The organism is Exiguobacterium sp. ZWU0009 (assembly GCF_000798935.2).
Taxonomy (GTDB): domain Bacteria; phylum Bacillota; class Bacilli; order Exiguobacteriales; family Exiguobacteriaceae; genus Exiguobacterium_A; species Exiguobacterium_A acetylicum.
Genome location: NZ_CP018057.1, coordinates 995,639 through 1,008,341, shown reverse-complemented (window position 1 = coordinate 1,008,341; position 12,703 = coordinate 995,639). Strand labels below are relative to the sequence as shown.

Annotated in this window: 10 protein-coding genes and 1 riboswitch; of the genes, 8 read left to right on the top strand and 2 right to left on the bottom strand. The window is 47.8% G+C overall.

Annotation, left to right across the window (positions count from 1 at the left end; all coding sequences use genetic code 11):
• Positions 1-26: 26 nt before the first annotated feature.
• Complete coding sequence (locus L985_RS05130; protein WP_047390857.1) at positions 27-1,943, top strand: glycoside hydrolase family 3 protein; 1,917 nt, start codon at positions 27-29, stop codon at positions 1,941-1,943.
• A 29-nt stretch (positions 1,944-1,972) separates the two neighbouring features.
• On the opposite strand, the gene L985_RS16855 is transcribed toward L985_RS05130, so the two are convergent.
• Together L985_RS16855 and tenA are read right to left on the bottom strand one after the other, a co-directional pair.
• The gene (locus tag L985_RS16855) at positions 1,973-2,269 is read right to left on the bottom strand and encodes a hypothetical protein (RefSeq protein ID WP_148662008.1); all 297 of its coding nucleotides are present in this window, start codon (positions 2,267-2,269) and stop codon (positions 1,973-1,975) included.
• 51 nt (positions 2,270-2,320) lie between these two features.
• Entirely contained in the window at positions 2,321-3,016 is a 696-nt protein-coding gene (tenA, locus tag L985_RS05125) for a thiaminase II (RefSeq protein WP_047390853.1), read from the bottom strand.
• Between the two features lie 74 nt (positions 3,017-3,090).
• A riboswitch (TPP riboswitch) is annotated at positions 3,091-3,197 on the bottom strand.
• Positions 3,198-3,390: 193 nt separating this feature from the next.
• Between tenA and L985_RS05120 the strand changes: the two genes are divergently transcribed.
• The 7 genes from L985_RS05120 to L985_RS05090 all read left to right on the top strand — a co-directional run bounded on the left by L985_RS05120 (position 3,391) and on the right by L985_RS05090 (position 12,575).
• A complete protein-coding gene (locus L985_RS05120; protein WP_029341125.1) occupies positions 3,391-4,272 on the top strand; it encodes a DUF1002 domain-containing protein in 882 nt (293 codons plus the stop codon).
• A 275-nt stretch (positions 4,273-4,547) separates the two neighbouring features.
• Complete coding sequence (gene abc-f, locus L985_RS05115) at positions 4,548-6,344, top strand: ribosomal protection-like ABC-F family protein (protein ID WP_235609861.1); 1,797 nt, start codon at positions 4,548-4,550, stop codon at positions 6,342-6,344.
• Between the two features lie 196 nt (positions 6,345-6,540).
• Positions 6,541-8,004: an alanine/glycine:cation symporter family protein gene (locus L985_RS05110; RefSeq protein ID WP_047390850.1), complete on the top strand. Its 1,464-nt coding sequence runs from the start codon at positions 6,541-6,543 to the stop codon at positions 8,002-8,004.
• Between the two features lie 137 nt (positions 8,005-8,141).
• Positions 8,142-9,035: a diacylglycerol/lipid kinase family protein gene (locus L985_RS05105; RefSeq protein ID WP_029341122.1), complete on the top strand. Its 894-nt coding sequence runs from the start codon at positions 8,142-8,144 to the stop codon at positions 9,033-9,035.
• 246 nt (positions 9,036-9,281) lie between these two features.
• Positions 9,282-9,998: a peptidoglycan DD-metalloendopeptidase family protein gene (locus L985_RS05100; RefSeq protein ID WP_047390846.1), complete on the top strand. Its 717-nt coding sequence runs from the start codon at positions 9,282-9,284 to the stop codon at positions 9,996-9,998.
• A gap of 116 nt (positions 9,999-10,114) precedes the next feature.
• Positions 10,115-12,088: a penicillin-binding transpeptidase domain-containing protein gene (locus L985_RS05095; RefSeq protein WP_047390842.1), complete on the top strand. Its 1,974-nt coding sequence runs from the start codon at positions 10,115-10,117 to the stop codon at positions 12,086-12,088.
• A 16-nt stretch (positions 12,089-12,104) separates the two neighbouring features.
• Positions 12,105-12,575, top strand: coding sequence for a GNAT family N-acetyltransferase (locus tag L985_RS05090; RefSeq protein WP_047390838.1), 471 nt, complete (start codon positions 12,105-12,107; stop codon positions 12,573-12,575).
• Positions 12,576-12,703: the final 128 nt, after the last annotated feature.

Sequence of the window (12,703 nt, the reverse complement as noted above, 5' to 3'; positions counted from 1 at the left end):
GGTTTGATTAAAGGAGGATGTACATCATGAAAAAAATCGGACAGTTCACGTTAACAGCAGGACTCGCAGCAGTACTTGTCTCAAGTAGTTTGCCTGTCATGGCAGAGGCAGGGTCTTCAGCCGATCGGATCAGTCAAAAAATCGACACGATGACACTCGAACAAAAAATCGGACAAATGATCATGCCCGACTTCCGGCAGTGGAATGGTAGCAATCATACGTCGCTTGCCCCAGAAGTCGCGAACATCATCGACCGCTATGATTTAGGTGGCGTCATCTTGTTTGCTGAGAACGTCAGCGAAACCGAACAGACGACAAAACTCGTTCATGATCTGCAAGAAGTCGTCAAACAAGACGACAGTAACGATATTCCGCTCTTCGTCACGATCGACCAAGAAGGGGGCATCGTCACTCGGCTCGGAACAGGGACGAACTTACCTGGCAACATGGCGTTGGGAGCGACCCGCAGCAGTACATATGCGAGTGATGCCGGTCACATCATCGGTTCCGAACTGCGTGCGCTCGGCATCAATGTCAACTTCGGTCCGGATCTCGATGTCAACAGCAACCCTGGAAATCCCGTTATCGGTGTCCGCTCGTTCTCGAGTGATCCGGAGCTCGTCGGTACACTCGGTTCCGCTTTGATGAAGGGAATTCAGGATGAAGGCGTTGCGGCGACCGCCAAGCACTTCCCGGGTCACGGCGATACGGCAACTGATTCCCATTATGGCTTACCGGTCGTTGACCGCTCCCTGCAGGAGCTAGAACAAGTCGAGCTCGTTCCATTCAAACGAGCTATCGCTGAAGACATCGATATGATCATGACGGGACATATCGGAATGCCACAAATCGAACCTGAAGTCGTCACATCGAAAAACGGTACCTTCCCTTTACCTGCTACGTTGTCGGATGACGTCATCACGGGTGTGCTACGCGAAAAACTCGGTTACGATGGCATCGTCATCACGGACGCACTGAACATGCAGGCGATCGTCGATAACTTCACGGAATCAGAAGCCGTCTTAAAGACGTTTGACGCCGGTGTCGACATCGCGCTCATGCCGACGATTCTTCGTTCCGAGCAAGATGTCGAAAAGCTCGACCAGATTTTCAAGGACGTGATTGCGGCGGTCAAAGACGGTCGCCTTTCAGAGGAACGGATCGATCAGTCGGTTGAACGGATTCTGACGCTAAAGGCAGAACGCGGAATTTGGAACGGTACGACTGACACGACATCCCTAGCTGAAAAAATCGCGCAGGCGAACCAAATCGTCGGTAGTCCAGAGCATAAAGCAAAAGAACGTGCGATGACGGAAGCCGCCGTCACACTCGTGAAAAATGATCAGCGGACGTTACCATTCAAACCAAAAAAGAATGCTAACGTCCTTGTGATTGCCCCTGCGGCGGATCAAACGGACAGTATGAAAAAGACGATTACTTCCCTACCGAAGAATCGGAACTGGCATGTGACGACAGCGAATTACTCGGCTGCTACGCTACCACTTGAACAAAATCCAACCCTTCGAGCGCAACTCGATGTAGCGGACTATATCATTGTCGGCTCAAACGTCAATACGAGTGCTAAACTACTGCCTACCGCACTAGAACAAGCGATTCCGGCTTCGATCTTCCGCTATGCGAAACAAACAGACACACCATCCGTCCTACTCAGTCTCCGTAATCCATATGATGTCGCCGTTCAACCGGATGCACCGGCACACGTCCTCGTCTATGGTTTTAAAGGGGATCCGAACGGTCCAGACTCTGAAGCAGGCAATCTAAAATCAGCGGGACCGAACCTTCCGGCAGGTATCCGAGCGATCTTCGGAACGTTCAAACCGCAAGGCACTTTACCCGTTGATGTACCGGTCTTTCAGAACGGTATCTTTACCGATCAACTGCATCTTAAATTCGGTGACGGCTTTAAAAACTGGAAGAAATGATGACACGATACAAAAAAGACCGAAGCTCCTTAAAGGATGCCTCGGTCTTTTAATGATTGATACGGATATTCAGCTTCTTCTTTCGCACGCTGGTAGACGCGGTATAACCAATAAGTCAGTAGTGCATAGACGACGATGACAAGAACAGCAGAAATATAGCTTCCCATGCTATACGCTACCTTAAAGTTACGCGTCGAAGCGGATATACCCGACAACACGATTAGTATCGGAATGATATATCCAATAAATCTTACTTTGATTTTACCAAGCATTCGTTGTACAGCATATGCCGCACTGATCAAAAGTGCGATCACTATGATTTCCATTCCAATCCCTACTTTCACTAGATGGTATTCCTAATTCTACCATTTAGCGATTCAAGAAGATACCGTCCGTGCTGGAATCGTTTCGTAAACCGACGTGAACGTCTCTTCCGTCCATCCCATGTGCCAGAAAAGTAACTCATAGTAACAACTCGTCACGAAATGACGTTTCATCCGCTCGCGTTCCGTCGGACTCGCTTGCTCCGCCAGCGCATCAAGCCGTGCAATCTGTTCAAGGACGACCTTTTCAAACCATTCCGAGCTATACGTGTCGATCCATTGCTGATAGATTTTTTCTTCCGGAGTATACGTCAGTAATTGTTGCCCGACTTCGTAATACAACCAGTAACATGGCAAAATGGCAGCAATCGTCTCACCAAGCGTTCCTTCACTCGCATGATGCATGTGCGAGACGTACGCATATGCTGTCGGTGCCGGTTCGAATGCTTCAAGGTCTGCTTCCGTAATACCGAGCGGCTCAAAAAATGATTGATGTAAGCTCAACTCTGCCTCGTAAGTCGAAGTCGCATGCTCGGCAAGTGTTGCGATCGTTGCAAATTCGTCCGCTTTTGACGCTGCTCTCGCCTGTATCTTCGCAAAGTGTTTTAAGTAGTAGGCATCTTGCATGACGTAATGCCGAAATTTCGAGAGCGGTAACGTCCCCTCTCCGATTCCTTGAACGAATGGGTGCGTAAAACTACTATCCCAATACGCTTGCGCCGCTTGTTTGATTTCTTGTGTGAATGTCATGATCTCATCCTCCTCGTTTGGTATGAAACGAAAAAAACACCACCCCGAAACACACGGGCATGGCGCAAGAAGAACAAGACTTGACGCCACTTCCCTCCGTAAGTACGAACTTAATCAGGTTCAAAGGGTCCGAACGTCTTCGTTCGTCTCAGTCAGCCTACTGACTCCCCTAGTGGTCATTATTCGATTCCCATCCACTATAGCATGCTGAAAACGGAAGTCAAGTTGTCCTTTTTTCGCTATACTATGGAGTGTCAGAAGACGGATACCGTCTCCATCTGCAGACCGATTCCGAACAGACATCGTTACCGTACACTAAATTTAGTACCTGATACTATAATTCATTCTGTTACTTACAATTGGAGGATTTCATTATGCATACACCAACAAAAATCATGGCATCAGCCGTTATCGCTTCTGCTTTATTACTCCCAACAGCCGCATCCGCCGAACAAGTCGTCGATCAGACGATCGTCACACTCGGGGAGTCGCTCGGCGCAAAAGATAAAGCATGGGTGCTTTCACGTCTCAATGCACCGGAAGGGATCACACCGATCATCGCAACTTCTGCTGACGAGGAAAAATATCTCGGGAAAAACATCCCACAGTCGCAAAAAGGCGGCAACATGTATTCGTCGGCTAAAATCGAACTGACGGAAAAAGGAGATGGACTCTCCGTCTCAACGGAGAACATCACGTGGGTGACGAAGGATATGTATCTCAACGCTCTCGTCACGGCTGGGATCAAAGATGCCGATATTACGATTACTTCCCCTTACAAGGTCACCGGGACATCGGCACTGACAGGAATCATGAAGGCGTACGATCAAACTTCTGCCGAGACCGGAATTAAGTTAAGTGACGAACGCAAGGATCTAGCACAGCAAGAATTATCGGTCACATCAGACGTCGGGAAAACCGTCGGAACGGATAAGGTCGCTGACTTGATGAATGAGATCAAGGCTGAGATCGCCAATCAAAAACCAGAAACCAAAGTCGAGATCGAAAATTTGATCGTCCAAGTCATTCAAAACAACAATATCCAGTTGTCTGACACACAAATGGACCGGCTGACGAATCTGTTCAATCAAATGGAGCAAGCGAACATCAACTGGGGACAAATCGAGAGTGGATTGAAAAATGCGGGGCAAGACATCCACGCGTTCGCAACATCAGAAGAGACGAAAGGATTCTTCGCTAAACTATTCGATGGGTTAAGTGACTTCTTCAGTTCGATCGCTGGCGTGTTCAAATAATTCAGACTTCCGTAACTGAAAAAATAGTAGTAGACTAGATGTATCTGAAACGAAAGGTGGTGTGAAAAGATGGACTTTGCCGCGTGCAAACACTGGTTAATGGAACAATTGTATCTGTTGCGCGCGATTTTTCATGGAATGGCGTTCTAAGGCACCCGTCTGTCCTTTTTTAGAACTTCATGAATGAAAAATACAGCAAAGCGCATCTTTCACACGTTAGGGAGAGTGCTATTTGCGCTCTCCTTTTTTGATGCGCGCGAAAGGAACAATTGATGATGATTTGCGACATTCAACACCTGACTAAACAATTCGGAGGCGAGACGATCTTAGCGGACGTTTCCCTCTTCTTAAACGAACACGACCGCGTCGGTCTGATTGGACGAAACGGGAGTGGCAAAACGACATTACTCCGCTTGCTTGCTCGCCTCGAGCAACCGGACGGTGGTGTCATCTATCAAAAAAGCGGTTTGACGATCGGCTACTTGGAACAACTTCCTGTTTATAGTGAGACGATGACCGGACTCGACGTCCTTTGGACAGCGTTTGCAGACATTCTCGCGATTCGTTCTCGAATGCAACAGTTGGAGCAGATGATGGCGACAGCACCAGATGATCTCGATGCACTACTCGTGCGATATGCGGAAGCGACGAATGCGTTCGAACAAAAGGATGGCTACCTGCTCGACTCGAAGATTGAGCGCATGGTGAACGGATTACACTTACGTCCGTTACTCACGCGTCCTTTCCACCAGTTGAGCGGTGGTGAACAGACGAAGATTTGTCTCGGTCGCATGTTACTCATGGAACCAAATCTGCTCATTCTTGACGAACCGACGAATCATCTCGATTTAGCTGCCGTGGAATGGCTTGAGCAGTTCTTGCGGGACTACACAGGGACCATCCTGCTCGTCTCTCACGACCGGGTCTTCTTAGACGCCGTCGTCACTTCGATCGTTGAGCTCGAAGATGGTGAACTGACAGCCTATATAGGGAACTACAGCGCGTTCGTCGTCGAGAGAGAACGCCGTCTGCTCGAGCAGTTCCATGCGTATCAAGAGCAACAGAAAAAAATCAAAAAAATGAAGGAAGCGATTCGTCGTCTTCGGCAATGGGCAAACGAAGCGTCTCCACCGAGTGAGAAATTATTCCGTAAAGCGAAATCAATGGAGCGGGCACTCGAGCGGATCGAGCGGATTAAACGACCACAACTCGAAGCCAAAACCGCTGATGTCTCCTTCTCCTCCACCGATCACACGAGCCAAGTCGTCTTTCGCGCTGAAGAGCTCTCGTTTGCTTATGGAACCCGTCCTATTTTTGATGGCGTCTCGTTCGAAGTCATGGCACAGGATCGTATCGCGATCGTCGGAACGAATGGGAGCGGGAAATCGACGTTGCTCTCACTGTTGCTTGACGAATTATCACCGGACGCGGGCACACTCACGCGTGGACCATCAAATCATGTCGGTTACTTGTCCCAGCATGCCCATTTCGAGGAGGACGCGCGGTTAATCGACTGGTTTAGACAACGAATTGCCGTTCCGGAAGCAGAGGCACGCCATATCCTTGCCCGGTTCCTATTCTTTGGACCGACTGTCTTCCGGTCCATTTTGTCACTGAGCGGAGGCGAACGTGTGCGATTGCAACTCGCCGTCCTCGTCCATTCGTCGATCAATGTCTTAATTCTCGACGAGCCGACGAACCATCTCGATATTGAATCCAGAGAGACGCTTGAAGAAGCACTCGAGAATTTTTCTGGTACATTGATTGCCGTCTCACACGACCGCTATTTCTTGAATCGTCTTTTCTCGCAGATCCTGTGGCTCGAAAATGGTCTGACACGCTATCATGGTTCGTATACGTACGCCCAACAGAAGCGTACCGAGTTCGCTACGGCTTCCTCACTCCACGTACCCCCTCGAAAACCAAAGCGCTTGTCGCAACACGAGCTGGAAGTGCAGATTGAGCGACTTGAACGGAAATTAGCAAAACGTGAAAAACCAACTGATACCGTTTCTAAAAGCATCCAACAGCAACTCGATGACCTATACGAACAGTTGCTACAATATGGATGATTTAGCTTTCCTTGACTGTCACTCTCGATACCGAGAGCGACAGTTTTTTCGTTCACCTACAAAGTTTTTAACTCCTAACATTTAGCTAACTTTATTAAGTTTTAAAATTTTATTTTAATTTGTTGTTGATTGTTATCTGAAAATTCGTATAATTTAGCGTATAGCTTTTATTATTCTTTGGGAGGAATACACCATCATGAACGCCATTCAGCAAGTTATTCAAGGAAGTGTCGATTACGCCAATAACATTTTATGGTCGTATGTACTAATTGCCGTATTGATCGGCGGCGGGATCTACTTCACGATCCGAACTGGCTTCATCCAATTCACTTACTTAAAAGAGATGTTCCGCGTCACGCTCGATAAAAGTGAACAAACAACAGACGATAAAGGGGAAAGCATCACTTCTCTCCAGTCGTTCTTTATCGGTGCTGCGACACGGATTGGTACGGGTAACCTTGCCGGTGTCACCATTGCCGTCACACTCGGCGGACCAGGTGCCGTCTTCTGGATGTGGATGGTCGCTCTCTTAGGGGGCGCGACGGCTCTCATCGAAAGTACACTGGCTCAAGTCTATAAAGTACGCGATACGAAATCGAACGCGTACCGTGGTGGTCCTGCCTACTACATCGAAAAAGGCTTGAAGAACCGAGCTCTCGGAATCGTCTTTGCAATCTTGATTGCTGTGACGTTTGGTCTTATCTTCAACTCCGTTCAATCGAACACGATTGCCGCTGCCTTTGACAACGCATTCGGTATTAACACAGCTGTCGTCGGTGCTGCACTCGTCGTCTTGACAGGACTCGTCATCTTTGGTGGTGTCCACCGTGTCGCGAAGTTCTCTGCGATCATCGTTCCTATCATGGCAGGTCTCTACTTGATTGCTGCTCTTTATGTCGTCGTCACGAACCTGTCGGAACTTCCTGGTGTATTCGCAATGATCTTCAAAAGTGCCTTCGGAATCGAGCAAGCATTCGGTGGCTCGGTCGGTGCTGCGATCTCACTCGGTGTCAAACGTGGATTGTTCTCAAACGAAGCCGGGATGGGGTCTGCTCCGAACGCTGCTGCTGCGGCTGAAGTTTCGCACCCAGCAAAACAAGGTTTCTTGCAAACACTCGGCGTATTCCTTGATACATTGATCGTCTGTACAGCGACAGCAACGATCATTCTCCTCAGTGATAGTTACGCTGCTGGAAATGGCGAAGGAATCGGTATGTTACAAAACGCACTCTCTGAGGAATTCGGTGCGATTGCGCCACCATTCATCGCACTCAGCGTCTTCTTATTTGCTTTTAGTTCGATCGTTGGTAGCTACTACTACGGCGAAACGAACATCGAGTTCATCAAACAAAGTCCTGCAGCCGTCTTCGGTTTCCGGATTGCGACAATGGGCTTCGTCTTCATCGGATCTGTTCTTAGCCTCGGTATGGTATGGAGTTTTGCCGACATCTTCATGGCAGGCATGACATTGATCAATATGACGGCGATTCTCCTCTTGAGCGGCATCGCCCTCAAAGTCATCAAAGATTATCAGGAACAACGGAAACAGGGACTCGATCCTGTCTTCTCAGCAAAAGCACTCGGGATCGAAAATACGGAGTGTTGGGATGTCGAAGAAGAAGCACGTCCTGCGGCTGGTGAAGTGCCTCCATCACAATAAATCACTTCTGAGTTCGAACTTTAGCACCGAGTAAGCCATACGCCTACTCGGTGTTTTTATTTGTCAAAAAGAATTTGGATTATGTTTTCATCGGACAGGGAAAAAGTCAACAGATTGTCCTGAAGGAGGAATTCATCTTGTCTCAAGTCATGCTCATCATCAACCCGTCTTCCGGTAAAGAACTCGGAAAAAAACACGCAACGCTTGCCGAAGAAACACTTGCTACTCGTTTTGAAACCGTCGACGTTCGGTTCACGGAAAAAGAACACGATGCGACGGAATTTGCACGTCATGCTGCCCAGTCTAATTACGACGCCGTCATCGCCATGGGAGGTGACGGAACGGTCAATGAAGTCATCACCGGAATCGCAGAACAACCACATCGCCCAACACTCGGGATCGTCCCACTCGGAACGGTCAATGACTTATCGCGCGCCCTACACATCCCAACGGATCCGGAAGAGGCGATTCAGATCTTAGCTGATGCCCCTACCCGACCGCTCGATATCGGTAAATATGATGACCATTACTTCATGAACGTCATCGCTGTTGGTCTGATTGCGGAAGCCGTCGAGGAAGTCAGTGTCGAACAAAAAACGTCACTCGGATCGGTTGCCTATTTCATAGAAGGTCTGAAAGCCTTTAAGGATCATAGCCCGTATCCGATCGAAATCGATTCCGCTGAAAAACAATTCGATGGGGAGGCACATTTGTTAATCATCGCTTTGACGAATTCAGTTGGCGGATTCGAATCGTTTGCGGAAGACGCAAAAGTCGATGATGGACTGTTGCACGGTTTCATCATTACGAAGCTCGGATTTTTTGATGCGCTTCAAGCATTACCTAAACTCATCACAGGTGGGTTATCAAAGGCCGATCAAATCGAACACTTCACGACGACACGTGTTGAAATTCGCTCGAAAGAGGAATTGCCGATCAATGCCGATGGAGATACAGCAGGTCACGTTCCCGTGACTGTCGAAGTACTCCCGCAACATTTGACTGTGTTTTCACCCTCTTCTGCTGAATAACAGTATAGGTTCATAGAAAAAAGAACTGACTCTCCGTCAGTTCTTTTTTTACTTATTAATCCATTACAATATATGTTAACAAAGCGTAATTTTGAAACATATTTGAAATATTTTCGTGTTATTGACGATGCTATAATCATCTCAGGCGAAAAATCATTCTTTGAAAATAAATAATTATACATAAAATCTTACAATTTTGTAATGATCAGTTCTGTCGCTTCAGATTTTTAAGGAGGAAAACACTCAATGAAACGTTTACTTACAACAATGACAATGACAGCTTTGGTAGTTTCAGGTTTTGCTACAACGAGTACTTCGAAAGTCGAGGCCGCAACAACATATAAAGTAAAGGTTATGGCAGACGGACTTCGTGTTCGTACAGGTCCATCAACGGCTTATAAAATCGTCGGTAGCGTCAATACAGGACAGACATTCAATTATCTCGGTGTTTCCGGTTCATGGACAAAAATTTCATACGGCGGCGCATCACGCTATGTTTCTTCTACATATGTTAAAAAATACAGTACGACGACATCAACAAAAGCAACAACTGGATTCTCGCGTCCAGCAAGTGGCCCGATCACACAAGGATATGGTGCTGCGAGTGGCATTTACGGTTACACGTTCCATAACGGTATCGATATCGGTGCTCCAACAGGTACACCTGTCTATGCATCAGCGGCCGGTAAAGTCATCACGTCTCGTTATTACGGCGCGTATGGCAATCATGTCATGATGACACATACTGTTAACGGCATCCAATATACGACGGTGTATGCACACTTGAACAGTCGCTCTGTCGCAGTCGGACAAACGATTGCAAAAGGATCGAAAATCGGTACGATTGGTGCAACAGGTAACGCGTTCGGTGCGCATCTTCACTTCGAAATGCATCGCGGTCCTTACGTCTACAGCGGAACATCTGCTGCAAACAGTGTTAATCCACTCAATTACTTCAACTAAGCTTGATTCACCGGACTTCTCCCCATGAGAAGTCCGGTTTTGTGTTTCAGATGAAATCTCCTGACAGGAGTGGTACGGTATGATTATGAGTCTAATCCACAACGGAGGCGAAACCCATGAAACGAACGATCCCCCTTCTTTTATCAGCGACGTTTGGTGTGGCGTTACTTGCCGGATGTCAAGATCAACCGACACCAGAAGAACGTCTTGATGCCTACATCAAACTTTGGGAAAAACAAGATTACGATAAGATGTATACGTACGCGAGTACGGCTACTAAAAAAGAATATGGTAAAAAAGAATTCATCGACCGGACAAAACAGTTGTCGAAAACGCTTGATATCAAAAAGTTATCCGTCGAACGGAAGACAGCGAAGGAAGCAACGGATGAAGAAAAAGCGTCTCTTCCCGTGCGGATTTCTTTCGATACGGTTGCAGGAGCCGTTGCTTATGATAAACAAGTTCCGTTAACATTCGAGAAACAAGGAGAAACAGAAAACTGGTTCATCGACTGGGACTCTTCGTTTGTTCTAAAAGACTTTAAGAAAGAAGACAAGGTTCAGTTACAAACCGTTGAAGGGAAACGCGGTGATTTACTCGACGCGAACGATAAGCCGCTCGCGACCTCTGCTAAAGGATATGCTGTCGGCGCAACTGCAGGACAACTTAAAGATGTCGCACAAGTTGCCAAGTTGCTTGACCGTCCGACCTCATCGGTTGAAGATTCCTTAAAAGCAAGTTGGGTCAAGGATGGACAATTCGTTCCGCTCAAAACACTGACCGATGAAACAACGGTATCGAAATTGCGTGACATTCCAGGGATCAGCGTCAAAGAGACGGAAGTCCGAACATACCCACTCGGAAAGGCCGCTTCACACTTAATCGGTTATATCGGTTCGGCGACAGCAGACGAGATTAAAGAATCGAAAAATAAAATCCAAGCTGGCGAACAGATCGGGAAACGGGGTCTCGAACAAGTCCTTGATGATCGCTTACGCGGTAAAGCTGGAGCTTCGATCATTCTACAAAAGAAAGACGGATCAAGCGTCACCGTCGCTGAAACAAAACCGACGGATGGTGAGGATATTCCGTTGACGATTGATGCTACGCTCCAGAAAAAAACATATGACACGATGAAAGAGGATCCAGGAACGGCATCGGCAATCGATCCGCGGACTGGTGAGACGCGTGTCTTACTCAGCTCCCCAGGCTTTGATCCTTCTGAGTTCATGTCAGGTATCTCGCAAGCAAGACTCGATGAACTGACTCAGGATAAGGATCAACCGTTGTTGAACCGATTCACGAGTGCCTTCGCACCCGGTTCGACTCAAAAGCCCCTGACGGCCGCGGTTGGCTTAAAGAGTGGAACACTCGACCCGGAAAAAGCCTATACGATCAATGGACTGAAAAATAAGATCGATGGTTTTAACGTCACACGGATTCACGAAACGCCAGCACCCGTTAATCTGCACAATGCGCTCGTTTATTCCGATAACATCTACTTCGCCCGTTCCACACTCGAACAGGTTGGAACGAAGGCGTTCACGTCTGGACTTGAAGCGCTCGGTTACGGTGAGAAGTTACCGTTCACGTATCCGCTACGCGCTTCTCAAATCTCAAACGACGGGACGATTGCTTCAGATGGACAGCTGATGGATACGTCGTATGGACAAGGACAGATGCTGACAAACATTCTCCACCTAGCGTCGATGTATGAAATTTTCCTAACTGACGGAACGATTTATCGTCCGACCCTTTTACAAGAGGAAAAAACGAAGCAAGTCTTCAAAAAAGATCTGCTGGATGCGAATGACGCGAAGATGATTCGCGATGATCTCTATGACGTCGTCCATAACGGCTACACACTCCCGGCTGACATCAAGGAAGTCGATGTTGCCGGTAAGACCGGCACGGCAGAATTGAAAAAGGCAGGCGAAACCGATGGAAAAGAGAACGGCTTCTTCGTCGGTTACGACAACGACAAAAAAGATCTTCTCGTTGCCATCATGATTGAATCGGTCGAAAAAGAAGATCGTGGCAGTCCGTATGTATCGGGTCTCGTCGCCGAAGTACTCAAACAAAATCGATGATCGGAGTGATTGCTTGATGATCCGCACGAGCCGTACTTCAGACCTCTCTGTCCTGCTTTCCTTGACGGCAGAGACGTTCGAGCATCATAAGCGGTTATCACCACATTTTCATCCAGATGTTTTGACGCCTTATACGCTAGAGTCCTTAGGACAAATGCTCGATTCAGAACAACACCTCTGTCTGACGTCGCTCGACGGAGACGACATCACCGGTTACTTGTTCGGTAAATGGACGGCACCAGCACCTGACCGGTTCAAGCCCGTTCGGATCCTGAACGTCACCGACGTTGGTGTCACCTTTTCCCATCGTTCTTCGGGAACCGGTCGCCAGTTGATGCAGGCGGCGGAAGAACTAGCACTAGAGCGAAAGGTCGATGCGGTTCGCTTGAATGTCTGGGCGGTCAACGATCGTGCCGCAACGTTTTATGAGGAACTCGGATTCGAACCGCTGTATACCAACTTGCAGAAGTCGCTCGTTCAACAGTGACATCTATACGAAAAAGGGACTGACTAAAAAAAGAATGACGCGTCTTTTCACGCCCTTTCCTCAGGCGAGACACAAGACTCGCTTTCCTGCTTCATTCAAGCAGAAATGCGGGCTTGTTCGTCTCTCAA

What these genes read in the sequence shown, in the direction of transcription:
- L985_RS05095 (WP_047390842.1), top strand. Translation starts at nt 10,115, where the DNA reads ATGAAACGAACGATCCCCCTTCTTTTATCAGCGACGTTTGGTGTGGCG.
- L985_RS05100 (WP_047390846.1), top strand. Translation starts at nt 9,282, where the DNA reads ATGAAACGTTTACTTACAACAATGACAATGACAGCTTTGGTAGTTTCA.
- L985_RS05110 (WP_047390850.1), top strand. Translation starts at nt 6,541, where the DNA reads ATGAACGCCATTCAGCAAGTTATTCAAGGAAGTGTCGATTACGCCAAT.
- tenA (WP_047390853.1), bottom strand. Translation starts at nt 3,016, where the DNA reads ATGACATTCACACAAGAAATCAAACAAGCGGCGCAAGCGTATTGGGAT.
- L985_RS05090 (WP_047390838.1), top strand. Translation starts at nt 12,105, where the DNA reads ATGATCCGCACGAGCCGTACTTCAGACCTCTCTGTCCTGCTTTCCTTG.
- abc-f (WP_235609861.1), top strand. Translation starts at nt 4,548, where the DNA reads ATGATTTGCGACATTCAACACCTGACTAAACAATTCGGAGGCGAGACG.
- L985_RS05120 (WP_029341125.1), top strand. Translation starts at nt 3,391, where the DNA reads ATGCATACACCAACAAAAATCATGGCATCAGCCGTTATCGCTTCTGCT.
- L985_RS16855 (WP_148662008.1), bottom strand. Translation starts at nt 2,269, where the DNA reads ATGGAAATCATAGTGATCGCACTTTTGATCAGTGCGGCATATGCTGTA.
- L985_RS05130 (WP_047390857.1), top strand. Translation starts at nt 27, where the DNA reads ATGAAAAAAATCGGACAGTTCACGTTAACAGCAGGACTCGCAGCAGTA.